Source organism: Pseudolysinimonas sp., assembly GCF_049651805.1.
In the GTDB taxonomy this organism is placed as follows: Bacteria; Actinomycetota; Actinomycetes; order Actinomycetales; family Microbacteriaceae; genus Pseudolysinimonas_A.
Genome location: NZ_JBASCU010000016.1, coordinates 58,293 through 82,398 on the forward strand (window position 1 = coordinate 58,293; position 24,106 = coordinate 82,398).

A 24,106-nucleotide genomic window follows, 5' to 3' on the forward strand; every position below is an offset into this window, starting at 1 on the left:
TCAGGTGTGAACCTTCCCGCACTCGCGCTCGACGTGGCGACGCCCGGCGTGCGCATCACGCCGCTGGCGAGCGGCAAGTGGCGGGTCACCAACCGCTCGGGTGGGCTCTTGGGGCTTCTCGAACCGGCGGAATCGGGTGAGTACCGCGCGATGCGGTTCAGCGTGCGCGACCGTGGGTACCGCACGCTGGGCGAGTTCCGCACCGCGACAGATGCCACCGACGCGCTGCGTTTCAGCTGACCTCACATCACCTGGGCGAAGAACTCTCGTGCCGCCCGGTGGCTCATCAGCCCGTAGTCGAGGGTGAGTCGCTGGTAGCGGAAGATCTCGCGATACTCCGGCGGCAACTCCATCGTGTCGAGCATCCCGGCGAGCTGCTCCAGCTGCCGTTCATCGTGTGCGATGCGGTCGGCGATGTCATTCAGGATTCCGCTGCGGGCCTCGGCCGGCAACAAGCCGAGCAGGTACAGCTTCGACAGGGCGACCGTCTCAAGGTTTCCGCCGGCGATCGGCGCGAGCATCCATTCGGTGAATGCCGCGCGACCTGCATCGGTGATCGAGTAGGTCTTCTTGCTGCGGCCGTTCTCGACACTCTCGGCGACGGTGACGAGACGTTTGTCGAGCAGCACCGTCAGGGCGCTGCGAATGCTGCCGAAACTCGCTGAGTAGAAGAGCGAGATGCCCTGCTCGAACTGTTTGTTGAGCGTGTACAGCGTCGCTGGGCCGATCAGCAGCAGTCCGAGGATGACATTGCCCATCCGCGTCTCCTTCACTATGTTACTAACAGTAATATACCGACAAGCAGTAAGGACATGGTGCCATGAGTGCGCGTCTCACCCGCCACCTCGACACCGTCACCCGCAAACGTGGCGACCGCGGTGCCCCGCAGGTTCTGATCGATGCGCCGGGGCTTGAGTTCAGCTACGGCGAGGTCGACCTGCCGTTTCACATTGCGAGCATCGGCAAGATGGCGACCACGGTGCTCGTGATGCAGCTCGTCGAAGCAGGGGCGTTCACGCTCGACACCCCGGCGGTCGACCTGCTTCCTCCCGGAACGCTCGCCGGGCTCATCAGCCCCGACCGCATCCACACGACGACCGTCGGTCACCTCCTCGCCCACGAGGGTGGAGTCGCCGACTACTTCGAAGGGCCAGTCACCTCGGGGCCGACGTTGCTGTCGCTCGTGCTCGCCGAGCCCGACCGCTTCTGGACTCCCGACGACCTGCTCGACTTCAGTCGCCGCTTCCAGGTGCCGGTGGAGCCCGGCTTCAGCTACAGCGACACCGGCTACGTGCTGCTCGGGCTGACACTCGAGCACGTGACGTCGCGAGCGTTCCACGACCTGCTGCACGAGCGCATCTTCACGCCGCTCGCGATGGATGACACGTACCTGCTGTACCGGTCGCAGCCGCGGGCGGGCGCGCGACCGATCGCTCCGTTCACGCTCGGCTCGGTGGAGGCTTCCACCTTCCGGAGCGTGAGCTGCGACTGGGCGGGCGGCGGAATCGTCTCGACGCTGCGCGACCTGAGCGCGTTCAGCCGCGGGCTTCACGGCGGCGGCCTGGTGAACGCCGAGAGCCTCGCGACGATGACAGCCGTGCGCCATCGGTTCCGTCGCGGCATCCACTACGGCACCGGGATGATGCAACTGCGGTTCGAACAGTTCTTTTTCCTGCTGCGGGGGCTCCCCCGCCTTGCCGGGCACATCGGCGTGCTCGGCACCCACCTGTTCTACGACTCCACGCACGACGCGCACATCGTGATGAACTTCGGCGGCACCACCGAGATGGTGCGCAGCTTCCGCACCCTGATCGAGATCGAAGCCGAGCTGCGGCGCCGAGAAAAGAAGAGCTGACCCTGCGTTTCGGCTGACATCCGAAGCGTCCCGGGTTATGGTCCCCCCATGCAGTGGTGGAATGACCTGGTCGAATGGTTCGCCTCCGATGATGGCTGGCGCATCCTCTCGGGTGCGATCATCCCGTTCGTCGCGATCGTGCTCGCCGGCATCATCGCCGCCGGCATCGGGCGTGCGGGGGTGCGGCGTCTCGTCGATCAACGCGACTTCGAGACCCGGGTCGCTGCGGTCGCATCGCTGGTGACTGCGGGGCAGAACGCGGCGCGCTGGCACAGCCAGGGTCCCGACGCACGCGAACACGCCCAGCAGGTCGCCACCGAAGCACATGTCGCGGTGCGGTTGCTGCCGGTGCCGGGCGCCGATCTCGCCGCCGACTGGGCGGACCACCAGCTCGAGGCGATGCGCGTCAATTCGGTGAACTTCAGCCTCGCCGCCGACGATACCCTCGCCGAATACCAGAACCGCCTCGTCGACTGGCTGCGGCATCCGCGTAAGGCGAAGCGCCTGTTCTCCTCAGATCTCGACCGCTGGGACTACGACAACATCCCGATCGACGAGCTGCAGAAGCCGAAGAACCCGACGCCCTGAGCGGCTTCAGTCGATCGAGACGATCTCGGCGCTCCACGGGCAGTACTGGTCGCTCGTCACGGTGCCGTCTTCGACGTACGAGGGCAGACCGTCGCACACCTCGATCGTCATGTCGGCGAACTCCAGCGTCGCGGGGTCGATGTGCCACGACCACGGCGCATTCGGGCCGGGGTCATCGCGCACGACGACACCGTTCGGGATGCTCGCGACCGCTTCTCCCGCGAGCAGCGCCTCGGCGTGCGCGACCAGCTCGCGCGTGGAGAGTTCGATCTTGTACTGCTCGTCGACGACCTGGAACGTAGCGACCGGGTTGCGCTCGGCGCCGCAGCCCAGGAGCACGACGGATGCCGTCAGCCCGACGATCGCGATGATGGACACCCTCGCCCCACGCCGATTCATGGCGCCTACGCTACTGGGCGGCCCGAATGCCGCGTCGACCAATCCAGATCGGATCACCAGCCCGAGGGGAAGGGACATCCCTAAAATGAACTGCCCCCCCGTAGCTCAGGGGATAGAGCAGACGGTTTCTACCCGTCGTGTCGGGAGTTCGAATCTCTCCGGGGGGACGCGTTGACGAACTCGTCGAACCACGTGACCCCACGACGAGCGGCGGTCACGATCGCGTGGCAATTGCGACACCCCACCTCGCACTTCGCGACCTCATCCTGGATGGTCGCGAGTGACCTTCCCGCGCGGTAGAGCGAGCAGATCGCGCCAATCTTCGTTCCCCGGACATGGTCGAACTCGAGCACTCTGATGTCGCAGGTGCCGCAATCGATGCAGCCGCCTAAAAGCACGCCTGCCAGGTAGCCTCGGATTTTGATCCGTCGAGCGAGGCTCGTGCGCCTGACATTCCGGGGGGGCACAAAGACCCGAGTGCCCCACCCCGACCATCTGGGAGGATCACCGGGTGGCAGCAGCGATCAGCGTGAGCGGGCTCACCAAACGCTTCGGCGATGTGCTCGCCGTCGACGACATCTCGTTCGAGGTCGAGACGGGCAGCGTCTTCGCCTTTCTCGGCACCAACGGCGCCGGCAAGTCGACCACGATCGGCTGCGTGACGACGGTCTCGCCATTCGATGCGGGCGAGATCTCCGTGGCCGGGCACGACGTGCGGCGGGATTCCGAGCCGGTGCGGGGGCAGATCGGGGTGGTGTTCCAAGACTCGATGCTGGATGCCCAGCTCACCGCCCGCGAGAACCTCACGACCCGGGCGCGCTTCTACACGGCAGACCGGGCTGCGATCGGCGAACGCGTCGCCGAGCTTTCGAAACTGATCGGACTCGACGACTTTCTCGATCGGCGCTACGGCAAGCTCTCCGGCGGCCAGCGGCGGCGCGTGGACATCGCGCGAGCGCTGTTGCACTCCCCCGCGATCCTCTTCCTCGACGAACCCACGGCGGGTCTCGACCCGGCGAGTCGGGCGATCGTCTGGTCGACGATCCACGATCTGCGCGACCGGCACGGGTTGACCGTGTTCCTCACCACCCACTACATGGAAGAGACCGAAGAAGCCGACTTGGTGAGCATCATCGACCGCGGCCGCATCATCGCCCGAGGAACGCCCGGCGAGTTGCGCGCCGAACACAGCCACAGCATCCTCACCATCACGTCGCGCGACCCCGCTGCGCTCTCGGCGATCGCCGCGGCATCCGGGGTGGTCGCGACCGAGCGTGCGGGCACGTTCGAAATCCGCGTCGAGGATGCCGCCGTCGCACGACGCGTGCTCGTCGAGCATGGCGAGGATGTCGTCGACTTCGAGTTCCGGCACGGGCGCATGGATGACGTCTTCCTGGCCCTCACCGGCCGCGAGCACATCGAGGAGGGCGACTGATGGGCGTCGTGCTCGGCATCATGGGGCGCAACCTTCGCCTGTTCTTCCGTGACCGCCTCAACGTGTTCTTCTCACTGCTCGGGGCGCTCATCGTGTTCCTGCTGTACACGCTGTTCCTCGCCAACCTGCAGACGACGTCGATCGCGAACGCGTTCCCGCAAGCCGACGAGTCCGACGTGAAGGGCTTCGTCGACAGCTGGATGTTCGGCGGCATCGTGGCGATGACGTCGATCACGACCTCGCTCGGCGCCCTCGGGGTGTTCGTCGAGGATGCCGCGTCGGGGCGCTTCCGCGACTTCCTGGTCTCGCCGATCCGGCGCGGGCAGCTCGTGCTCGGCTACCTTCTGTCGACGTTCGCGGTGGCGCTCATCATGACCGTGCTCGTGCTCGCCGTCAGCCTGGTCTACCTCTTCGCCGTCGACGGTGTCGTGATCGCCGTTCCGCAGATCGCTGCGACCCTCGGCTGGATCGCGCTGGCGTGCCTCGCGTTCGCCGCCCTCTGGGCGTTCGTCGCCTCGTTCATCCGCACGACCAACGCCTTCTCCGCGCTTGCGACGATCGTCGGCACGGTCATCGGGTTCCTCGCCGGTGCGTTCATCGCCGTCGGGCTCTTTCCCGAGGCCGTGCGCAACGTCGTCAACGCCCTGCCGTTCGCCCAGACGGCGACGCTGATGCGCCGCGAACTGACGAGCGACACCCTGTCGGCTCTCGTCGGCGGGCAGCCGGAGGCGATCGACGCCCTCAGCGAGTACTACGGCATCACGGCATTCGTCGGCGACTGGCAGGTCACCGTTCCCGTCGTGGCCGGCATCCTCGTCGCGTGCGCCGTCGTCTTCACGACGCTCGCCGCGTGGCGCATCCGGGCGCGGCTCGCCTGACCCGGCCGCCGGTCGTCGTGCGCGCCCGCGATTAGACTCGCGGAATGCCCTCAAACCCGGATCGTCTCGTCTGGATCGACTGCGAGATGACCGGCCTCGACCTCAGCGTCGACGAGCTCGTCGAGGTCGCCGTCGTCATCACCGACTACGAGCTCGTTCCCGTCGATCCCGGATTCCGCGTCGTGATCAAAGCCGACCAGGCCGTGCTCGACCAGATGAACGACATCGTGCGCACCATGCATACGACGAGCGGCCTCCTTGAGGAGCTCCCGGGTGGAGTGAGTCTCGCCGACGCCGAGTACCAGGTGAACGAGTACATCCTGAAGTTCGTGCCCGAGCCGCAGACCGCACCGCTCGCCGGCAACACCATCGGCACCGATCGCGCATTCCTCGCGAAGTACATGCCGCGGGTCGACGCGCACCTGCACTACCGCAGCGTCGATGTCTCGAGCATCAAAGAGCTCGCGCGGCGCTGGTTTCCGCGCGTCTACTTCCAGTCGCCCGCGAAAGCCGGCGGGCATCGCGCGCTCGCCGACATCCTCGAATCGATCCGCGAACTCGACTACTACCGCCGCGCACTGTTCGTCGCACCGCCCGGGCCCACCTCCGAAGAGGCCCAAGCCGCCGCCGCCGAAACGGTGGAGGCGTGGCGTTCCTGGGTGTCGTAAGATCGATGGGTTGCTCATGCAACGCATGGCGGTCGTAGCTCAGTTGGTAGAGCGCTGGCTTGTGGTGCCGGATGTCGCGGGTTCAAGTCCCGTCGGTCGCCCCATCTTGAATTCCACACCTTCGGCGGACGCCGACCTCGAAACCGGGGTCGTCGTCGCGCCGGATGTTCCCTGGGTCACCATCGTCTGGAACGATCCGGTGAACCTGATGTCGTACGTGGCCTACGTGTTCCGTACCTACTTCGGCTTTCCGAAGGCGGAAGCCGAACGGCTCATGCTGCAAGTGCACGAGAACGGGCGCGCGGTCGTGGCGACCGGCCCGCGCGAGGAGATGGAACGCCACACCGAGGCGATGCACGAGTACGGGCTGTGGGCGACCGTGTCGAAGGCGAGCGACGGATGAGGGTCTCGCGCTCAGGCGACCGCATCGTGCTCGAGTTCGCCGAAGGTGAGTCGGGCGTGCTGCGCTCGCTCGTGGACCAGTACCTCGAGGTGGTCGGCGCCGACGTCGGTGCCGATCCCGCTCACACCCGACTCTTTCCGGCCGCGTACCGGGATGACGAGGCTGCCGCCGAGGAGTTCACCCGGTACACCCGCCCGGGTCTCGTCGACCGCAAGGCCGCGAACGCGGCCCAAGTGTCGCTCGCGCTCGATGAAGAGACGGTGAGCCTCGCCCCCGAGGATGCCGAACGGTGGCTGCCCCTCCTCACCGATCTGCGCCTGGTCATCGCCGACCGGCTCGGCATCCGCGCCGACGATGACGAGGTGCCCGACACCCCCGCTGGTGAGGTCTACGCCTGGCTCGGCCACCTTCAGGAGTCGATCGTCGTGCTGTTGGATGACATCGCGCTGGAAGAATCATGAGCCTCGACCTGACCGCCGAGGAATTCGAGAAGATCGTCATCGACGAGCTCGACGAACTGCCCGACGAGATGGTCGACGGTCTCGAGAACCTCGTGTTCGTCACCGAAGACCGCCCCGCCGACGGGTCGCTCGACCTGCTCGGCCTCTACGAAGGGGTCGCCCTCACCGAGCGCGGCCAGTACGGCTTCGGTGAGCTGCCCGACCGCATCGTGCTCTACCGCGAGCCCCTCCTCGCCGTCGCCGAGACGCTCGACGAGCTGCGCGACGAGATCCACATCACCCTCGTGCACGAGATCGCGCACTTCTACGGCATCGACGACGACGAACTGCACCGGCTCGGCTGGGCCTGACCCTGTCGGGTGCTTGCACTGAGCAGCGCCGAAGGCGCGTGTCGAAGTGTCAACCTATCGCCCCACCTCACGCGTCGATACGGTGAACCCACACCCTGAAGGAGTTCCCATGCGCAACCGCTATGTCGTGACCACCGGCCTCGCGACCCTTTCGCTGCTCGCGCTCGTGGCGTGCACGACGCCCGGCTCGGGCGACGGCGGTGACGGCGGGGGCACCGACCCGGATGTGCCCGAGGGCTCGACCGGCGGCATCGTGGAGTGCATCGACGGCACCTGGAATCTCGACGGTCAGCACAACGCCGACCAGATCCAAGCGCTCATGCTCGAGAACGGAACCCCGGTGACCTCCACCGAGACCTCCGGCACCGTGCGTCTCATCGTCGACGGGTCGACCATGACGTACGTCTCAGACATCAGCTACGTGATGACGGCGGCGCTCGACGGCGGGCTGGAGATGATCGTGAGCCAGCTGCAGGCCGGCGAGTCGTCGGGCTCCTGGTCGGCCGAGGGCGACGAGATCGTGTTCGCCGACTGGGTGAACGGCATCACCGTCACGACCTCGGTGACGATCGGTGGAGCGACGTCGTCGACGCCGATCGAGATTCCCGCCGACACGGGCGGCGGTGTGGCGATGGAGGTCGTCTGCGACGGCGACACCCTGTCGACCCATCCGCTCGAGAGCCCGTTCACGAACCTCTGGACGCGTGCGGACTGACGTCGGCTACTTCTCGGGTGCGCCGAGGTCGGCGCGGAAGACGAACTCGCCGGTGCGGCCGTCCATGATCGCGTCGGCCAGTGTGTCGGGCCGCTCGCGCGCGAAGAACGCCTGCTCTTGTGCGGTCCAGCGGTCCCAGTTCTGGTGGATGGTGGGGCCGTCCCGGGCGAGCGCCCGGCGCTTGCGCTCCTGCTGATCGAGGCGCACCCAGATGCCGAACGTCGCCAGCGCTCGGTTGGCGCGACTCATCGCGCCGGAGCCCTCGATGACGAGGTCACGGTCGGTGGAGATCGTGCGCCACCCCGCAGGCTGGTTGGTATTCCAGTCCCACCGGCGGTAGCCGGGCTCCGTGGGGTCGAGCACGCCGCGCACCATCGCGCTGCCGACCTCGAGTCCACCCCAGCCGGGATACATGTCATCGAGGGAGATCTGCAGCGCCTCGAGGCGCTCAGCCAGCTGGGTCGCGAGGGTCGTCTTGCCGGAACCCGAGTGCCCGTCGATGAGCACGACGAGCCGCGTCGCGCCCTGAGCGGCGGCCGAGGCGCGCACGCGCTCCGCGAGGTTGTCGCTCGCGCGAGACGACGCCCCTCCTCCCATGCGTCGAGATTATCGGTCGGTATCCGCGGGACTCGGGACCCGCGTCGGGTGTCGAGTCGACTCAGGACAAGAACCGACCGACCCGCTCGCTCACCGGGTCGGCGCGCAATTCGGCCAGGGTGCCGGTCTGAACCAGCCGCCCCGCGTCGAGGATTCCGACCCGATCGGCAATCACCCCGGCCTCGTCGTGATCGTGGGTCACCAGGATGGCGGTGACTCCGGCCGCCCGCAGGATGTCGTGCAGCTCGCCGGCGAGCCGTTCGCGCAATTCCCGGTCGAGCGACGAAAGCGGTTCGTCGAGCAACAGCACCCGCGGGGATGCCGCGAGCGACCGGGCGAGAGCGACCCGCTGCTGCTCACCCCCGGAGAGGTCGGTGACCCGGCGGCCTTCGAACCCGCGGAGTCCGACGAGCTCGAGCAACTCGCCAACCCGTTCCGCCACCGCCGGTCGAGTGGCGCCACCCGAGACCCGCAGCGCGTACCCGACATTCCCCGCGACATCGAGATGCGGAAACAGTTGCCCGTCTTGGAACATGAGCGCGAACCGCCGCTTGTGCGGCGGCATCCGCATCACCGACTCACCATCGAAGGCGATCTCGCCGGTGCACGGCTCGAGCCCGGCGATCGCGCGCAGCAGGCTCGACTTGCCGCTGCCCGACGGGCCCAACAGCGCGAAGACCTCGCCGCGGGGGATGCTGAGGCTGACGGCATCCACCGCTGTCACGTTACCGAAGCGCACCGTCACGTCGTCGAGACTCAACCCGTGCATCAGAACGCTCCCGCCGTGTCGACCCGCAACCGTTCGACGAGCGCGACGACCGCGACGCACACCAGCGCGAGAACCACGGATGCCGCTGCCGCCATCCCTGCATTGTCGCCGCCCGGCAGCCCGATCAGCCGGTAGATGACGACCGGGAGGGTCGCCGCGTCGGGCCGGGAGAGGAACGTCGTCGCCCCGAACTCGCCGAGGGCGACGGTGAACGCGAGCCCGGTCGCGGCGAGCGCCGCGCGTGCGGCGACCCCGAGGTCGATCGTGAAGATCACCCGCCACGGACCGGCGCCCAGGGTCGCGGCGGCGTCGCGCATCCGGTTGCCGATGCTGCGCAGCACGGGAAGGAGGGTGCGCACGACCAGAGGCACGGCGACGAGTGCCTGCGCGATGGGCACGAGCACGGGCGACGTGCGCAGGTCGAGCGGCGGGGCGTTGAGGGTGATGAGGAACCCGAAGCCGACGGTCACCGCCGACACCCCGAGCGGCAGCATGAGGGCACCGTCGAGCAGGTCGAGCCCGCGGCGCGCATGGGGCGACCGCGGGGTGCGCGACAGCAGGATGCACGCGACGAGGCCGATGAGCATCGCGACCGCCGTCGCCGCGGCGGCGAACCCGAGGGAGTTGCCGAGCGCCTGCCATGGGGCCACGGCGAGCGCGTTGCGGTCGCCTGTCGAGGCGAGCGCGAGGTAGTTGCCGACGCCCCACTCCCCCGCCACGCGGAGCGAACGTTCGACGAGAGCGGCGAGCGGCACCATGAGGGCAAGCCCGGTCAGCACCGAGCCGACGATCACCGGCGTGTCGGATCGCCTCGGGCGGCGTGTCGCGAAAGAACGGTGCTGAGCGGTCGTGCGCCCCCGCACTTTCGCGGTGAGCACGAGCAGTAGCAGCACGACCACGATCTGCGTGACACTCAGCACGGCGGCCGACCGCAGGTCGAGGAACCGCGTCGTCAGCAGCCAGATCTCGGTCTCGATGGTCGCGTAGCGCGCCCCGCCGAGCACGAGCACGGTGCCGAACGCCGTGGAGCAGAACAGAAACACGATGGATGCCGCCGCTGCGATGCTGGGAGCGAGTCGCCGCAGCGTGATGGTGAGGAACACCCGCACGGGGCCGGCACCGAGCACCCGCGCGGCCTCCTCCTGCCGGGGGTCGAGGCTCTCCCACGACACCGCAACGGTACGCGCGACGACGGCGACGTTGAAGAACACCAGCGCGGCGAGGATCGCCACCCACGTCCCGTCCAGCGGAGTATCCCGAAGCAGCGCCCGGAACGCGATGCCGACGACGACGGTCGGCAGCACGAACGGCACCAGCACCGCCGCGCGCAGCACCCCGCGCCCGCGGAACCGCAGCCGCGACAGCACGTAGGCGACCGGCATCCCGAGCACCAGCGTGATCGCGGTCGCCGCCGCCGCCATGCCCACTGTGAACCCGATGATGCGCACCGTGCGGGGTCGGGTCAGCACCTCGACGATCCCGGCGACATCGAGAAACCCCTCGGGAAAGAGCCCTCGTCCCACGATCGACGCCACCGGCCACGCGAAGAACACGCTCACGAACGCGAGCGGCAGCGCCACGGCGAGCACCCACGGAACCGCTCTTCCCGCGTTCATCCGCGACTTTTCGCGCTGACGGAGGTCCGCCGAGCGCGAAAAGTCGCGGATGGATGGAGTCATGGGGTCGCGATCGCCGCCCATTCGTCGATCCAGCGCTCACGGTTGGCGTCGATCTCGGCCGGGTCGATCTCGAACGGGTTCGTCGCAATTTCGGCGTATTCGGCCCACGTCTCGGGCAGCTCGGCCTGCGAGTTCACCGGGAAGACGTACATGTTCTCGGGGATGTCGTTCTGCACGACCGTCGAGAACAGGAAGTCGACGAGTTGCCGCGCCTCGGCCGGGTGTTCGGTGCCGGCGATGACTCCCGCGTACTCGGTCTGCCGGAAGCACGTGTCGAGTAGCACCCCGGTGGATCCCGGGGGCACCTCGACGGGCGGCGACGACGCGTACGACACGACCAGCGGTCGGTCACCTTCGCTCGACGGACCCGAGAAGTCGACGTAGTAGGCGTCGCTCCACGACGCGGCGACCTTCAGGTCGTTGTCGACGAGCGCCGACCAGTAGTCGGGCCAGCCGTCGCCGTAAGCGGCGATCGTCGCGAGCAGGAAGGCGAGTCCGGGCGACGACGAGTTCGCCGCCTCGACGACCAGCAATCCCTCGTAGGCCGGATCGATCAGGTCGTCGAGCGTCGCCGGCTCGGGGATGCCTGCTTCGGCGAACCACTCGTGGTCGACGTTGACGCAGACGTCGCCCGAGTCGATCGGGGTGAGGTACTCCCCGCCGGAGCCGTCGGGCAGCAGGTAGGCCGCCTCGGCCTCCGTCACATCGCCGGATACGTACTCCTCCAACACGCCGTTCGCCGCCGCCCGTGAGGCGAAAGTGTTGTCGATGCCGAACACGACATCGCCGAGTGGCGAGTCTTTCGTGAGCACGAGCTTGTTCACGAGCTCACCGGCGTCGCCGCCCGACTGCACGTCGACGGCGATTCCGGTCTCGTCGGTGAACTGCTCGAGGGTGCCCTCGCTCAGCGCGAACGAGTCGTGCGTGACGAGAACGAGGGTGGTGGGTTCGTCGCTCGGAGCGGTGCAGCCCGCGAGCAGAACGGCGGATGCGGCAATCGCCGCTAGAAAAAGGTTGCGTTGCACTGTGCGTGCCCTCTCAATCGGTGAAGGGGCACGGGCGGACGATGGTGTCCTGAGAAGGCCTCCCTGCGCCGGCATGATCCGGATCAGGTTCGACGGTCGAAGCTTGGATTGCTTCCTCTCAGCCCGGCATACCGGACTCCCGTGTTCACCTCGATGCTACCAATCCCTACACTGGCGCCGTGACTCAAGCTCCCGCATCCGTCGTGGTGAACCTCCCGCTGCGCCAGCGCCCGATCGACATCTTCTTCGCGGTCATGTTCACGATCTTCATCGTGACCTCGTCCATCGCCGACATGCTGCCGACCCTGGGCGTCGACTTCACGCAGCCGAACGGCACCTTCCTCGTCGACTCCAACTACTGGTACGCCCACGACGCCGACCCACTGTTCATGAACCCGCCGGTGTGGATGCGCATCGTCACCGGACTCTCGGCGTTCGCCTACCTGGCGTTCTACCTGGTGCTCGTGCCGTCGCTCATCAAGGGGTGGAACCGCATCCAGCTGCCCGCCGTCATCTACGCGACGATGATCGCCTCGATCACCGGCATCATCGTGTTCGGTGTCGAGTTCTTCGGCGAACCGGAGTTCCAGACGCAGAACCCCGCGAAGTTCCTCGCGTTCAACCTGCCGTACGTGTTGATCCCGTTGCTGCTGCTGATCCGGATGCGCAAGCCGCTGCCGTTCACCCGCAAGTTCTGAGGATGTCGTGGACCCCCGTCGATGGGTGGGTGGGTTTCCGAGAGTTGGGTACGGCGGGCCGGCCCCGGCTCAGCGGTGGGTCTGCTCCGCCCCCGCGAGGCGCTGGGCGACCCAGATCGGCACGACCGAGAAGGCGACGAGTACGACCGCGATGACGTTGACGATCGGCGCCTGATTCGGGCGGAACAGGTTCTCGAAGATCCAGATGGGCAGCGTGGTGACCCCGCTGCCGGCGGTGAAGGTCGTGACGATGATCTCATCGAACGACAGGGCGAAGGCGAGCAGGCCACCCGCGAGCAGGGCCGACCGAAGCTGCGGGAAGGTCACCAGCCGGAAGGTGGTCCAGGCGCCGGCTCCGAGATCGGATGACGCCTCCTCCAGCGAGGTGCCAGTGCGTCGCAAGCGGGCGATGACGTTGTTGAACACCGTGACGATGCAGAACGTCGCGTGCGCCACGATGATTGTGAAGATGCCGAGGCGCACGTCGAGGATGGTGCGGAAGAAGTTGTTGAGTGCGATGCCCGTCACGATTCCCGGGAGGGCGATCGGCAGGATGACGAGCAGACTCACCGCGTCGCGGCCGAAGAACTTGTAGCGCTGCAACGCGAGAGCAACCAGCGTGCCCAGCACCAGCGAGATCGCGGTCGCTGCAAGCGCCACCTGAACGCTCGTGCCGATCGCCTCGAGCGCGCCGGCGTTGCGGAACGCCCGGCCCCACCACTCCAGGGTGAACCCCGGCGGGGGCCAGGTGAGCGTCGTCGACGTCGAGAACGAGTTCACGAGCACGACGCCCAGGGGCAGGTAGATCACGGCGAGCACGAGGGCGGTGGCGATGCCGAGGACGGCGCGGGCGGTGCTGCTGAGTCGCATCGGTCGCCTACAAGTTCTCGAGCGCGCCGGATCGACGCGCCGCGGCGAGGTAGACGACCATGATCGAGACCGGGATGAGGGCGATCGCGGCGGCGAGCGGCAGGTTGTTGGCCGCACCGACGTTCGTGTAGACGAGGTTGCCGAGCATTTGACTGGTGCCGCCGACGATGTTGACGGTGATGTAGTCGCCGAGCGACAGCGAGAAGCTGAAGATGGATGCCGCGATGATCGCCGGCGTCAGCATCGGCAGCACGACGGAGACGATCGTGCGCCAAGTCTTTGCTCCGAGGTCGCTCGACGCCTCCAACAGCGAGTCGGGCACCCTTTCGAGTCCCGCGTAGATCGGCAGGATCACGTAGGGCAACCAGATGTACGCAAGCGTGATGACGACCGCGGGAAGTCCGTAGCCCGGCGTCTCGCCGCCGACCGGTTCGACCAGGCTCGCCCACACCCCGCCCTCGGAGAGCACCGAGCGCCAGGCGTACGCCTTGACGAGGTAGCTCGCCCAGAGCGGCATCAGGATCGCGATCACCAGGATGCCGCGCAATCGCGGACCGGCGACCTTCGCCATGAAGAACGCGATCGGCAAAGCAATGAGGATGTCGACAATCGTGACGAGGAGTGCCACGCCGATCGTGCGGAGGGTGACCGTCTGGTAGAGCGCCCCGGTGACCACGTCGATGACGTTGTCAAGGGTCCATTCAGTGCGCACCTGGCCGGTGAACGAGTCCACCGTCCAGAACGCGGTGACGAGCAGCGCGGCGAGCGCGACGATGTAGACCGCGCCCAACCAGAACAGCGGGGCCGCGAGCAGAAGCCCGAGCCTGGTCCGCGCGTGCTGGCTGAGGAACACCGAGATCCGGCGCGCCGGGGTGGCCCGCGGTTGCGGGATCCCGGCGCGCCCTGGAGTCGGCGCTGCCACGCTGCTCGTCATTGGGGGTGTCAGCCCTTGATCTCCGACCAGGCTTCGGTCCAGCCCGCGTAGTCGACGCACTCGACGTCGGTACGACCGTCGACGCACTCCGCGATCGGCGTGGTCCAGTACCAGATCTGCGACGCGTACTCCTCGTCGCCGGCGTGGTACGCCTCGCAGTCGTCACGGAAGTCGCAGGCCGCCTCGCTCGACGGTGCTTCGCCGAAGTACGCGGTGGCCTGAGCGTTGACCTCGGGGCTCGCGATCCAGTCGAGCCACGCGTACGCGCAGTTCGGGCTCTCGGCCTCGGAGGCGATCATCCAGGTGTCCGACCATCCGGTGGCACCCTCTTCGGGCAGGACGACCGCGGTCGTCGCGCCTTCGCCTTCGAGGACGTTCTGGATGACCTGCCAGGTGGTGCCCGCGACCGAGTCACCGGTCGTGAACGCCTGGATCTCCTTGAGGTAGTCCGACCAGTACTCGCCGACGTGCTCGCGCTGCGCCTTCAGCAGGTCGACGGCCGCCTGGAACTGCGTCTCATCGAGTGCATACGGGTTCTCGATCCCGAGCTCCGGCTGGTGCGCCATCAGGTACACGGCGGCGTCGGCGATGTAGATCGGCGAGTCGTACGCGGTGATCTTGCCCGAGTATTCGCTCGCGCGGTCGAACACCACATCCCACGAGGTGGGTGCCGGGCTCACTTCCTCCGTGTTGTAGAGCAGGAGGTTGGCGCCGTAGCCGTGCGGAACGCCGTACGACTGACCGTCGACCGAGTTCCAGGCCTGCTCCTTGAGGAAGTCGAAGACGCCCTCGTAGCTCGGGATCAGGTCGGTGTTGACCGCTGCGACGTCGCCCGCGGCGATGAGCCGCAACGTGGCGTCGCCGGACGCGGCGACGACGTCGTAGCCGCCGGCGCGTACCAGGTTGACCGCTTCGTCGGAGGTGCCGTAGGCCTGGGAGTCGACCAGGCAGCCGGTCTTTTCTTCGAAACCGGACACCCAGTCGACGGCCGGGTCGTTGCTGCCGTCTTCGACGTAACCCGGCCACGCGAGGATCGAGACGGACCCTTCGAACTCTCCGAGCTCGGTCGGAAGACCGCCGTCATCACCCCCCGGGCCCGAGGCGGTGCCGCAGCCGGTGAGGAGTGCGGTCGCCGAGGCGATCGCCAGGGCGGCCAGGAACGCCGACCTCCGTGGTGCTGTGATGCGCATTGCGTTCTCCTTCTTTCGATGGATGGACCTGAAGGTCGCGAAGGTCTAAGTGGGCGATCTGAGAGGAACGAGGTCGGAGGCGGCGAATCGGGCTACCACCGCATCGCCTCGTCGGTCGTGTGTGGATCGTCCGGCGGTGTTCTGCTCCAGCACACTGAAGCGACGCCCGTCAGCCAATTCGATGAGCAACCGTGTCGCCGTCCCGATGTAGATCACTTCGGCGATCGTGCCGGGCAGCGACACCGCACCTGCGGGTGTAGTCGTGCCGGGGGCAGCCAGGGTGATCTTCTCGGGCCGGATGGACGTGACTCCAGTGACGCCGAGCAACCGCTGTGCGTCCTCCGCGTCGAAGATGTTGGACGTGCCGACGAACGAGGCGACGAACGGGGAGGCCGGCGACTCGTAGATCTCCGCAGGAGTGCCGAGTTGCTCGATGCGGCCGGCGTTGAAGACGGCAATCCGATCGCTCAGGGTCAGCGCCTCTTCCTGGTCGTGGGTGACGAAGATGAAGGTGATGCCGAGCGAGCGCTGCAGCTCCTTGAGCTCGACTTGCATCTGTTCGCGCAGCTTGAGGTCGAGCGCGCCGAGGGGTTCGTCGAGCAACAGCACCTTCGGCTCGACGACCGTCGCCCGAGCCAAGGCGACGCGCTGCCGCTGCCCGCCGGAGAGTTGACTCGGCTTACGGTCGCCGAAGCCGCCGAGGGCGACCGACTCGAGTGCGGCCCGCGCGAGTTCGGCGCGGCGCGCGCGGGACACGCCTCGCACGCGCAGGCCGTAGGCCACGTTCTCGAGGACTGTCATGTGGGGAAACAGCGCGTAGTCCTGGAACACCGTGTTGACGTCGCGGTCGAACGGGGCACGGCGGGTGACGTCCTGCCCCCGCAACGCGATCGTGCCGCTCGTGGGCTGTTCGAAGCCGGCGATGAGCCGCAACACTGTTGTCTTGCCCGATCCCGAGGGCCCGAGCATCGAGAAGAACTCGCCCTCGGCGATGTCCAGATCCAGGTTGTCGACCGCGACGAGCGCACCGAACGACTTCGTCAGCCCGGTGAGTCGGATCGCTGGTGTGGACGTGATCACTCCTGTGTGCTCGGTGCGGATAAGCAAATCATATGGAAGCAGATGTCAAAAGAGAGTGGCACATGTTACGGTCGGGTCACAACACCCGAGCCGGGAAGCCCATGCCGCAATCGATCAGCGCCACCACCGCCGCGCGAGCCGCGGTCTTCGCGCCCATCGCGGGCGGGGGCCGGGCCGAGTTGGTGGCCCAGCGACTGCGCGACGCGATCGACCTCGGACTGCTGAACGGGGGCGAGAAGCTGCCCAGCGAGGCGGCGATGGCCCGGCAGTTCGGGGTCGCGACGGTGACCGCCCGAGAGGCCCTCGAGACACTTCGCGAGCACGGCCTGGTCGAGACTCGGCGGGGTCGGGACGGGGGCAGTTTCGTCATCGCGACGGGGTCGCGCGCGAGCCGCATCGCCCGACGGGTGGCCAGCCTCTCCCGTGTCGAACTTCGTGACATGGGGGTGCACTACACCGCGATCGCCGGTGCCGCGGCGGAGCTCGCCGCCGACCGCACGACCGACGACGACATCCGTCACCTTCGCGAGACGGTCGAGGCCGTGGACCCCGACGATGAGACGTCGGCGCGACGCGGCGAAGGCATGTTCCGGCTCGAGGTCGCGGCGCTCTCGCAGTCGGCGCGTCTCGTTCGCGAGGAGCTGCGGCTCCAGGCCGAGTTCGCGCCGCTGCTGTGGTGGTGTCTACGCGATCGCGACGAGCGCCTGAGCAGCCGTACGGCGCAGCTCGCCGTCGTCCGTGCGATCGAATCTCTCGACGGCGACGAGGCCCGCCGGCTCACCGTCGCTCACATCGGCGGCGCGATCGAGTGGCTGCTCGACGAGAAATCCCGTCTCGAGAAAAAGGAGTGATCATGCCGACGACGATGGATGCTGCGGTGCGCGGTTGTGTCGACGCGATCGACCGCACCTTCGGCGGGGTGTTCGAGATGATCGACTCCTGGCGCACGCTGATCGAGGCCTACGTCGACCAGCAAGACGGCCTCCCGACCGTCGAAGGTCTCGACCGCGTCGTCGAATCGATCACGGTGCCCGAACTCTCCGTCGACGGCGCTCTCGTGATCGGCGCCGGGTTCGTCGCCGCTCCCGGGTTCCTGCCGGAGGCGGAGTGGCACCTCGCCTGGTGGCTCGGCCACGCCAACACGTTCGGGGTGGGATCGGCCGACCCGTCGATCCGACGGCTCGTCGCCGAAGAGAACCCGGCGTCCGATAGCTTCCGCGACTACACGACGCTCGAGTGGTGGCGGGTTCCGACGACGACCGGAGCCCGCCACATCACCGGCCCCTACGTCGACTACCTCTGCACCGACGACTACACCCTCACCCTGACGGTGCCGGCGCACAACGGCGAGCGCCTGATCGGCATCGTCGGGGCCGACCTCTACGTGAACGATGTCGAGCGGGCTCTCCTCGCGCACCTGCGCGGCCTCGATGCCGCGACCATCGTCAACGCGTCGGGGCGGGTCGTCGCCTCGACCGACCCCCACCGGCCGACCGGGTCGCTGCTGCGCGACACCTCCGAGCGCATCCCGTGCTCCATTGCCGGGCTCGCGCTCGTCTTGACCTGAATCGGCTCAGCCGGCCCAGGCGGACGGGCCGACGCCGCCGTCTTTGAGCGACCTCAGATGCTGTTGACGCATGAGTTTACCGAGCGGGTAGATCGCCGAGAACACCACCATCGGAGCGCGCAGCGCGGGGTTGAAGATCTTGTGGTGGTCGTAGGTCTTCTCCCACCGGCGCACGTACCGCAGGTAGTCCTTCGGGTTCGCGTCGAGGCGACGGGCCGACATGCCCGAGACCATCTTCGAGCCGTAGACGATCTTGTGGCCGCGGTCGAAGAGGTGGATGCCGAGGTCGAGGTCTTCGTGCATCTCTTTGTCGGCGTCGTTGCAGACGTGGTCGCGGATGTCGTGCCACGCGCTCGCCCGCATCGCCATGTTGCTGCCGAAGACGAAGTGGTACTCCTTCGTCAGCTTCAGCAGCGCGCGTCGCATGTTGTCGTCGGCACGCGCACCGAACCGCCGTAGCGGCATGTCGTAATAGATCATCGGGCCGGTCGCGGCCCCCACGGTCGGGTCGCTGAAGATGCGCTTCACGACGGCGACCCACTCAGGTTCAAGGATCGAGTCCGCGTCGATGCGGCCGATCACCTCGCTCGTGGCGGCGTTGAAGCCCGCGTTGCGCGTGGGGGTGATGCCCTGCTCGGCGTTCTGGTCGACGATGACCAGCGGAGCGTCGGGGAACTCGGTCTTGAGGGCCTTCAGCATCTTGGCCGTCGAGTCGGTCGACTTGTTGTTGACGACGATGATCTCATCGGCGGGGACGGTCTGCTCGATGGCTGCGACCACGCACGCGCGGATCGTGCGTTCCTCGTTGTACGCGGGGATGACGATCGAAACGGTCGGTCCACCGGTCATGGCGCCACCCTATCCCGCCGCAGCGGCGCCGCCGATCGCCGACACCGGTCGGGCGAACAGAGCGACCTCGGTGCTGCCGCCCTTGGTCTCTTGGCGGCCGACTTCGACGAACCCGAGCCGGGCGTGGAATGCGAGCGAGCCGGGATTGGCGGGGCGCACATTCACCTCGCAGGTGATCTCGGACGCGCCGTCGGCGCGGGCGGCTTCTTCGACGGCGTCGTACAGCCTCGGGCCGATTCCCTGACCCTGCCGTCGCGGCGCGAGCACGATGCGGTCGACGTAGAGGAAGTCGCCGGAACGAGCGCTGAACCAGCCGTAGTTCTCGCTCGCGTAAGCGAGCCCCGGGCCGAGCGCGACGACGAACCCGGCCGGCTCCCCGTCGTCGACGACGAGAGCGAGTCGACTCATCGCGATCAGCTCGGCGAGCTCATCCGGTGGGGTGATCGGCACCGCCGGATGGGCTCCGTCGTTGATGGCGACGACGGCGGCGAGATCGGCGACGGTGAAGGGGCGGATGACGACGGGCACCGGCTCAGGGTAGCCGCGCGCCGAGCATCCGCGTCAGTCGTCGATGTTGGCGTTCTCGCGCAGCCACGGAAGCGGGTCGATGAACGTGCCGTCGGCGGTCTGGATGACGAAGTGCAGGTGGGCTCCGAAGCTCTGGCCGGTGTTGCCGACCCGTCCGATCACCTGACCGCGTTGCACCGTGTCCCCGGGCGACAGGGTCATCGATCCCGCCTGCATGTGGGCGTAGGCGCTGCGGTAGGTCACCCCGTCGACGTCGTGTTGGATGGTGACGTTCACGCCCCACGAACCATCGGCGACGCTCGAGCCCACGACGACCCCGTCGGCGATGGCTTCGATCGGAATGCCGGCGCCCCCCGGCACGATGTCGATTCCGCTGTGCATCGTCGAGCAGCCTTCGCATGAGCGATACCCGAAGAACGACGAGATGGTGGTCCCTTCAGGCAGCGGCCACTGCACCAACGTGTACTCGGTGATCTCGAACGCGTCACGCTCTGTCTCCGGCGTCGCGGCAATCGCCGTCGAGGATGAGGCCAGTTCGAAGGACTGCGCGGTGGCGTCGAGCTCTGCCTGGTGGATGGCGGCGACAGCGGCGGGAACGGCGAAGGTGCCGACCGCGGCGAGACACACGCCGGCGACGGACACCGCAAGGGCACGGCGGAAGATCGAATTCATCGGGAGTTTCAGAACTTTCGGGTCCAGGCCATCCCGGAACGGATGGCGGATGGCGCGACGGCCGTGGACCACCTTGACCCGTCACCCTGGACGAGTCCTGGTAAACCCCTGGCTATCACCGCAAAGCGTGAACCCTCGATGAATGGTGCGGTCAGCCCCTGGCGGAGTGCAGAAGAGAGTGCTGAGATGGAGTCAGCCCGGGTGAGACGGGCGGAGGTGCGCGATGGAGCTGCAGGTGGTGTCGGCGATCGACGGTGTCTTCCGCGTCGTGATCGACGGGATGGCCGCGGGGTACATCCTCGAGGCGGAAGGTGTCTTCGTGACGTTGCGCGGGCCCGTCTACAACACATCCACCGAGATCGGGCAGTCGCTCGACTTCGAGGCAGCGGTGCGGCTACTCGCGCGTGAGGAGCACGCCTCTAGAGTGGGCGGGTGACGAAGCGGATCGACCCGACGATCACCCGTGACGTCTCGGCGATCTCGTCGCTCGATCTCTCGAAACGCGATCTGACGATCGACCTCGCTCGGGTGTTCTCCCTGCTGCTCGTCGTGGTCGTCCACCTGCTCTTCGTCGGCGTGGGGCGCGATGCCGATGGCGGGTTGGTCGTCTCTCGCCCGCTCGAGGAACAACCATGGTTCGCCGCCGCCACTTGGGCCGGACAGATCATGCCGCTGTTCTTCGTGGTCGGCGGGTTCGCGAGCCTCATCGCGTGGCGCGGCACCGTGCGTCGCGGGGGCTCGGCCGCCGACTACGTGAAGACCCGCGTGCTGCGCCTGGCCCAGCCGACGCTTCCGCTCTTCGTCTTCTATGTCGTCGTCATCGGCGCGACAACTCTTCTCGCGTTCGCCCCCGAACTCGTCGCCCAGGTGGTCGAGGGCGCGGGATCGCCGCTCTGGTTCATCGCCGCGTATTGCCTGTGCCAGGCACTCATGCCCGCCATGGCGAGGCTGCACGAGCGCGCGCCCGCCCTCACGCCGGCGGTGCTGTTCGGCGGGGTGATCGTCGTGGATGCCGCCCGCTACAGCTCCGGCGTGACCCAGGTGGGCTACCTCAACATGGTGTTCGTCTGGTTGCTCGTGCAACAGATCGGGTTCTGGTACGCCGACGGCTGGTTCGCCCGCCGCACCCGCTGGCAGCTGATCGTGGTCGCGGCCACCTGCTACGCGGCCCTGGTGCCGCTCAGCACCGTCGGGCCGTACAACACCGACATGCTGGTCAACCTCAACCCGCCGACCCTCCCGCTGGTGCTGCTCGGGCTCGCCCAGGCCTGCCTGCTGTGCCTGTTCCGGCCCGCTCTGGCGAAGGTCATGTCGACGCGCGCCGCCCGTGCCATCGTGTTCGGGGTCGGTACCCGACTGATGACGATCTACCTGTGGCACCTGCCCGTCATCATCATCATCGCGGGTCTGGGATTGCTCATTCCGGGGGCCGACCCCGAGCCGGCGTCGCCCGCCTGGTGGTGGTCGCGCATCATCGTCTATCTGCTGGTGCTGGGCATCCTCTTCGCTCTGTCGCTCGGCGTCGGCAGGTGGGAAAAGCCGCGTGTGCTCGGGCCGACGCCATCGGTCGGGGTGGTCGCGCTTGCGGCGGCCCTCACCTTCGTGCCCACGTTCCTCGTGATCGAGTACTTCCTCGACTTGTGGCTCGCCGTCGCGGGAGCGGCGTCCCTCTGGGTCGCTATCCTGGTTCTCCGCCGCTGGCCGCGGCGCGCGGGAAGTGTCGGCTAGAAGCCGAAGTCGCCGCCGAAATCTCCCCCACCGAGGTCGCCACCGAAGTCGCCCCCGGCATCCGCCGAGGCGTCGCCGGCACCGGCATCCGAACCGGAATCGGCACCCGGGTCGGCTGAGGCACCGCCATCCCAGGGCAGGAACGCGCTGACCAGCGCGGACCCGATGACATATCCGGCGACCGTGCCGAGCAGGGTGCTGCCGACCATGGAGCCGAAGCTCGGGCCGCTGAGGCTGCGTTCGAGCGATCCGGGTTCCCGCATCTCTTTGCGGGTCGCCGCACGGGCCAGCGTCGCGGGCTCACTCGACAGCGGACGTTCGCCGGTGCCCGCTCCGCGGGAGAGTTCCTCGTACACCTGTGCACGCTGCGACTCGCTCAGCTTCGAGAACGCTTCGGCGTGCACCTGCTCGATCGTCTCCGGAGGAGCCGTCTGCAACAGATAGCGGTAACGCTCGACGGCGCGCTCATCCTCCGTCGGCGGGCGACGACGCGACGATGCGGGGGTCGTGTCCTGCTCGGTGCCGAACAGCCTGTCGAGGAATCCCATACGCGGAACGATACGTACGCCGTCTGTACGGCTGCTGAGGCGCGGCTGGGGATCAGCCTGCGTGCGATGCCGTCGTCGTCGGGGGCACCGTCACCGTGCCGGATTCCCCCGGGATGACGATCCAGGCGATCACGTAGATGATCAGCTGCGGGCCGGGGAGCAACAGCGAGACGACGGTGAGCACCCGGACGAGGGTGACGTCCCAGCCGAAACGACGGGCGAGGGCGGCACAGACGCCACCGATGACACGGCCGGTGCGGGGTCTTCTGAGTTCGCTCATGACCTCATCCTCGAGCGGGCGTGCGCGCTCGTCCAGGGGGCTAACCCCCAAGATGCCCCGAGCTAGGCTGATCGGCGATGAAGCCGATGACCGAGCTGCAGATCCGCGCCTCGATGGTGAACGCGGTGCCCGGAGAGGCCGAGCGGATGCCGTTGCCGGGTCTGCACGAGGTCGTCTGGGCCGACCGGGAATATCTCGGTTGGCGCGACCCGGGCGCTCCGCTGCGCGGCTACCTCGTCTACTGGCGCGGCGACGAGCCGATCGGCATCTCCCTCCGCGCCTCCGAGGTGCGCCTGCAGCCCGGTTCGGCGATCTGCTCCCTGTGCAACACCCCGCAGCCGGCCGGCCAAGTCACGATGTTCAGCGCCGCGCGCGCCGGCGAGGCCGGTCGGGCCGGAAACTCGGTCGGCACGTACATCTGCGCCGATCTCGCCTGCTCACTGCTCATCCGCATCGCGCCGCCCTCGTACGACTGGATGCCCGACGCGGCAGACGTCATCGCCGATCGGATCGACGGACTTCAGACGCGACTGCGTTCTTTCGGCGGGCGGGTGCTGGAGTCAGCGGCCTGACTCCCTCGCGATCGCGGGTAGCACCCGCCGCATGTACGGCGCCCAGGCGAGTCGCATGATGGCCACGACCGCGAGCCCCCAGCCGGCCTTTGCCGTGAAGGTGTACGTCCACTCGATGGTGCTGCCCTCGGGGTGCTCGTCGACCCGCCATTCGGAGCGGCCACTCGCGACGAGGCGCCCGAAGAAGCCGGTGAACGCCGATAGGTCGTAGGCGAACAGCGGCGGGGTGGCGACGCGCAGCGTCTCCGTCACCGTACCGCCGTCGGACAGCACGAGGATGCGGGTCTGGCCCACGGCATCCCAGGCTCCGGTCTGGTCACGCACCTCGACGACGCCGGGCAGCACACCCGCCCGCGGATAGAACCGGGCGGGGTCGTGCGCGAGAAGGCGCGGGAAGACGACGGAGGGCGCTGAGAAGACGACCGCCGTCGCGGACGCGGACGGCGTGCTAGTCCAGACGCTCGAGCAGGTGGAACGGGATCATCAGCGACACCGAGATCGCCGCGATACCGCCGGCGAAAGCGAGCACCTGCCACTCTTCGCCCCACACGAAGGCGTAACCGAACAGGGCGAGGCCACCGAGGAACAGCGCGAGCGAGACCAGGAACGCGAACACCTTCATGGGTTCAATCGTAGCGGCGCGGTCGCCCGCATCAGCCGACCAGATCGCGCACCACGCCGGGCACCGCGACGCACAGGTCGAGTACGGTGAACGGCCCGCCGCTCGATGCCCGCCGTGCGGCTTCCCCGTGGATCCACGCGGCAGCC

The 24,106-nt window shown here is 67.8% G+C and carries 32 protein-coding genes, 2 tRNA genes, 1 pseudogene and 1 riboswitch; of the genes and pseudogenes, 18 read left to right on the top strand and 17 right to left on the bottom strand.

The features are described from left to right. Positions 1-6 precede the first annotated feature (6 nt). On the top strand, positions 7-240 hold the full coding sequence (locus WBL06_RS02815; protein ID WP_424454459.1) for a hypothetical protein: 234 nt from the start codon (positions 7-9) through the stop codon (positions 238-240). Positions 241-242: 2 nt separating this feature from the next. Here WBL06_RS02815 and WBL06_RS02820 read toward each other — a convergent pair whose 3' ends face one another. Next, positions 243-758 (bottom strand): PadR family transcriptional regulator, encoded by a 516-nt coding sequence (locus tag WBL06_RS02820; RefSeq protein WP_424454460.1) that lies wholly within the window; start codon positions 756-758, stop codon positions 243-245. A 62-nt stretch (positions 759-820) separates the two neighbouring features. Here WBL06_RS02820 and WBL06_RS02825 point away from each other — a divergent pair, with 62 nt between their 5' ends. Beyond that, positions 821-1,855, top strand: a complete 1,035-nt coding sequence (locus tag WBL06_RS02825) for a serine hydrolase domain-containing protein (protein ID WP_424454461.1) — start codon at positions 821-823, stop codon at positions 1,853-1,855. A 48-nt stretch (positions 1,856-1,903) separates the two neighbouring features. Beyond that, complete coding sequence (locus WBL06_RS02830; protein WP_424454462.1) at positions 1,904-2,443, top strand: hypothetical protein; 540 nt, start codon at positions 1,904-1,906, stop codon at positions 2,441-2,443. Positions 2,444-2,449: 6 nt separating this feature from the next. Here WBL06_RS02830 and WBL06_RS02835 read toward each other — a convergent pair whose 3' ends face one another. Next, on the bottom strand, positions 2,450-2,842 hold the full coding sequence (locus WBL06_RS02835) for a hypothetical protein (RefSeq protein WP_424454463.1): 393 nt from the start codon (positions 2,840-2,842) through the stop codon (positions 2,450-2,452). Between the two features lie 94 nt (positions 2,843-2,936). On the opposite strand from WBL06_RS02835, the gene WBL06_RS02840 reads away from it, so the two are divergent. From WBL06_RS02840 to WBL06_RS02880, 9 genes are all read left to right on the top strand, one after another. Further along, a tRNA-Arg gene (locus tag WBL06_RS02840) sits at positions 2,937-3,009 on the top strand. 344 nt (positions 3,010-3,353) lie between these two features. Next, positions 3,354-4,277: an ATP-binding cassette domain-containing protein gene (locus tag WBL06_RS02845; protein WP_424454464.1), complete on the top strand. Its 924-nt coding sequence runs from the start codon at positions 3,354-3,356 to the stop codon at positions 4,275-4,277. Further along, positions 4,277-5,155 (top strand): ABC transporter permease, encoded by an 879-nt coding sequence (locus WBL06_RS02850; RefSeq protein ID WP_424454465.1) that lies wholly within the window; start codon positions 4,277-4,279, stop codon positions 5,153-5,155. The genes WBL06_RS02845 and WBL06_RS02850 overlap by 1 nt, the downstream gene beginning before the upstream one ends. 44 nt (positions 5,156-5,199) lie before the next feature. After that, positions 5,200-5,823: an oligoribonuclease gene (gene orn / locus WBL06_RS02855; protein WP_424454466.1), complete on the top strand. Its 624-nt coding sequence runs from the start codon at positions 5,200-5,202 to the stop codon at positions 5,821-5,823. 28 nt (positions 5,824-5,851) lie between these two features. Next, positions 5,852-5,927 (top strand) — tRNA-His (locus WBL06_RS02860). Between the two features lie 2 nt (positions 5,928-5,929). Beyond that, positions 5,930-6,226, top strand: a complete 297-nt coding sequence (clpS, locus tag WBL06_RS02865) for an ATP-dependent Clp protease adapter ClpS (protein ID WP_424454467.1) — start codon at positions 5,930-5,932, stop codon at positions 6,224-6,226. Next, the gene (locus WBL06_RS02870; protein ID WP_424454468.1) at positions 6,223-6,687 is read left to right on the top strand and encodes a DUF2017 family protein; all 465 of its coding nucleotides are present in this window, start codon (positions 6,223-6,225) and stop codon (positions 6,685-6,687) included. Before clpS ends, WBL06_RS02870 begins: the two co-directional genes overlap by 4 nt. Then, a complete protein-coding gene (locus WBL06_RS02875) occupies positions 6,684-7,037 on the top strand; it encodes a metallopeptidase family protein (protein ID WP_424454469.1) in 354 nt (117 codons plus the stop codon). The genes WBL06_RS02870 and WBL06_RS02875 overlap by 4 nt, the downstream gene beginning before the upstream one ends. 109 nt (positions 7,038-7,146) lie before the next feature. Beyond that, positions 7,147-7,752, top strand: a complete 606-nt coding sequence (locus tag WBL06_RS02880; RefSeq protein WP_424454470.1) for a hypothetical protein — start codon at positions 7,147-7,149, stop codon at positions 7,750-7,752. A 6-nt stretch (positions 7,753-7,758) separates the two neighbouring features. On the opposite strand, the gene WBL06_RS02885 is transcribed toward WBL06_RS02880, so the two are convergent. The 4 genes from WBL06_RS02885 to WBL06_RS02900 form a co-directional block, all read right to left on the bottom strand. Continuing rightward, positions 7,759-8,349, bottom strand: a complete 591-nt coding sequence (locus WBL06_RS02885) for an AAA family ATPase (protein ID WP_424454471.1) — start codon at positions 8,347-8,349, stop codon at positions 7,759-7,761. A 61-nt stretch (positions 8,350-8,410) separates the two neighbouring features. Beyond that, positions 8,411-9,118, bottom strand: a complete 708-nt coding sequence (locus WBL06_RS02890; protein ID WP_424454472.1) for an ABC transporter ATP-binding protein — start codon at positions 9,116-9,118, stop codon at positions 8,411-8,413. After that, positions 9,118-10,734: an ABC transporter permease gene (locus tag WBL06_RS02895; protein WP_424454473.1), complete on the bottom strand. Its 1,617-nt coding sequence runs from the start codon at positions 10,732-10,734 to the stop codon at positions 9,118-9,120. The genes WBL06_RS02890 and WBL06_RS02895 overlap by 1 nt, the downstream gene beginning before the upstream one ends. A gap of 59 nt (positions 10,735-10,793) precedes the next feature. Further along, positions 10,794-11,822 carry a thiamine ABC transporter substrate-binding protein gene (locus WBL06_RS02900; RefSeq protein ID WP_424454474.1) on the bottom strand — a complete coding sequence of 343 codons (1,029 nt, stop codon included), beginning with the start codon at positions 11,820-11,822 and terminating at the stop codon, positions 10,794-10,796. A 43-nt stretch (positions 11,823-11,865) separates the two neighbouring features. Further along, a riboswitch (TPP riboswitch) is annotated at positions 11,866-11,975 on the bottom strand. A gap of 26 nt (positions 11,976-12,001) precedes the next feature. Here WBL06_RS02900 and WBL06_RS02905 point away from each other — a divergent pair. Further along, positions 12,002-12,520: an EXPERA domain-containing protein gene (locus WBL06_RS02905; RefSeq protein ID WP_424454475.1), complete on the top strand. Its 519-nt coding sequence runs from the start codon at positions 12,002-12,004 to the stop codon at positions 12,518-12,520. 69 nt (positions 12,521-12,589) lie between these two features. On the opposite strand, the gene WBL06_RS02910 is transcribed toward WBL06_RS02905, so the two are convergent. Genes WBL06_RS02910 through WBL06_RS02925 form a run of 4 tightly spaced genes read right to left on the bottom strand, consistent with a single transcriptional unit; the run spans position 12,590 to position 16,594 of the window. Beyond that, a complete protein-coding gene (locus tag WBL06_RS02910; protein ID WP_424454476.1) occupies positions 12,590-13,390 on the bottom strand; it encodes an ABC transporter permease in 801 nt (266 codons plus the stop codon). Positions 13,391-13,397: 7 nt separating this feature from the next. Further along, positions 13,398-14,312, bottom strand: a complete 915-nt coding sequence (locus tag WBL06_RS02915; protein ID WP_424454477.1) for an ABC transporter permease — start codon at positions 14,310-14,312, stop codon at positions 13,398-13,400. Positions 14,313-14,332: 20 nt separating this feature from the next. After that, entirely contained in the window at positions 14,333-15,514 is a 1,182-nt protein-coding gene (locus WBL06_RS02920; protein ID WP_424454478.1) for an extracellular solute-binding protein, read from the bottom strand. 45 nt (positions 15,515-15,559) lie between these two features. Further along, positions 15,560-16,594: an ABC transporter ATP-binding protein gene (locus WBL06_RS02925; RefSeq protein WP_424454479.1), complete on the bottom strand. Its 1,035-nt coding sequence runs from the start codon at positions 16,592-16,594 to the stop codon at positions 15,560-15,562. 101 nt (positions 16,595-16,695) lie between these two features. On the opposite strand from WBL06_RS02925, the gene WBL06_RS02930 reads away from it, so the two are divergent. Beyond that, positions 16,696-17,445 carry a FadR/GntR family transcriptional regulator gene (locus WBL06_RS02930; protein ID WP_424454480.1) on the top strand — a complete coding sequence of 250 codons (750 nt, stop codon included), beginning with the start codon at positions 16,696-16,698 and terminating at the stop codon, positions 17,443-17,445. Between the two features lie 2 nt (positions 17,446-17,447). Beyond that, the gene (locus WBL06_RS02935; protein WP_424454481.1) at positions 17,448-18,161 is read left to right on the top strand and encodes a cache domain-containing protein; all 714 of its coding nucleotides are present in this window, start codon (positions 17,448-17,450) and stop codon (positions 18,159-18,161) included. A 6-nt stretch (positions 18,162-18,167) separates the two neighbouring features. Here the strand turns inward: WBL06_RS02935 and WBL06_RS02940 are convergent, their stop codons facing one another. From WBL06_RS02940 to WBL06_RS02950, 3 genes are read right to left on the bottom strand one after another with little or no spacing between them, the layout of a single operon-like run. After that, on the bottom strand, positions 18,168-19,010 hold the full coding sequence (locus tag WBL06_RS02940) for a glycosyltransferase (RefSeq protein WP_424454482.1): 843 nt from the start codon (positions 19,008-19,010) through the stop codon (positions 18,168-18,170). Positions 19,011-19,019: 9 nt separating this feature from the next. Further along, positions 19,020-19,538, bottom strand: a complete 519-nt coding sequence (locus tag WBL06_RS02945) for a GNAT family N-acetyltransferase (protein WP_424454483.1) — start codon at positions 19,536-19,538, stop codon at positions 19,020-19,022. Between the two features lie 33 nt (positions 19,539-19,571). Further along, positions 19,572-20,210: a M23 family metallopeptidase gene (locus WBL06_RS02950; RefSeq protein WP_424454484.1), complete on the bottom strand. Its 639-nt coding sequence runs from the start codon at positions 20,208-20,210 to the stop codon at positions 19,572-19,574. Positions 20,211-20,433: 223 nt separating this feature from the next. Between WBL06_RS02950 and WBL06_RS02955 the strand changes: the two genes are divergently transcribed. Continuing rightward, on the top strand, positions 20,434-20,646 hold the full coding sequence (locus WBL06_RS02955) for a hypothetical protein (protein ID WP_424454485.1): 213 nt from the start codon (positions 20,434-20,436) through the stop codon (positions 20,644-20,646). Continuing rightward, positions 20,643-21,938, top strand: a complete 1,296-nt coding sequence (locus tag WBL06_RS02960) for an acyltransferase family protein (protein WP_424454486.1) — start codon at positions 20,643-20,645, stop codon at positions 21,936-21,938. Before WBL06_RS02955 ends, WBL06_RS02960 begins: the two co-directional genes overlap by 4 nt. On the opposite strand, the gene WBL06_RS02965 is transcribed toward WBL06_RS02960, so the two are convergent. Then, complete coding sequence (locus WBL06_RS02965; RefSeq protein WP_424454487.1) at positions 21,935-22,486, bottom strand: hypothetical protein; 552 nt, start codon at positions 22,484-22,486, stop codon at positions 21,935-21,937. The genes WBL06_RS02960 and WBL06_RS02965 overlap by 4 nt on opposite strands. 52 nt (positions 22,487-22,538) lie before the next feature. Further along, positions 22,539-22,766 (bottom strand): PspC domain-containing protein, encoded by a 228-nt coding sequence (locus WBL06_RS02970; protein ID WP_424454488.1) that lies wholly within the window; start codon positions 22,764-22,766, stop codon positions 22,539-22,541. Positions 22,767-22,843: 77 nt separating this feature from the next. Here WBL06_RS02970 and WBL06_RS02975 point away from each other — a divergent pair, with 77 nt between their 5' ends. Further along, a complete protein-coding gene (locus WBL06_RS02975) occupies positions 22,844-23,338 on the top strand; it encodes an FBP domain-containing protein (protein ID WP_424454489.1) in 495 nt (164 codons plus the stop codon). Here WBL06_RS02975 and WBL06_RS02980 read toward each other — a convergent pair. Continuing rightward, positions 23,327-23,764: pseudogene (locus tag WBL06_RS02980) on the bottom strand (SRPBCC family protein); the annotation flags it as partial. The gene WBL06_RS02975 and the pseudogene WBL06_RS02980 overlap by 12 nt on opposite strands. Before the next feature lie 22 nt (positions 23,765-23,786). Then, the gene (locus WBL06_RS02985) at positions 23,787-23,960 is read right to left on the bottom strand and encodes a hypothetical protein (RefSeq protein ID WP_424454490.1); all 174 of its coding nucleotides are present in this window, start codon (positions 23,958-23,960) and stop codon (positions 23,787-23,789) included. Positions 23,961-24,106 lie beyond the last annotated feature (146 nt).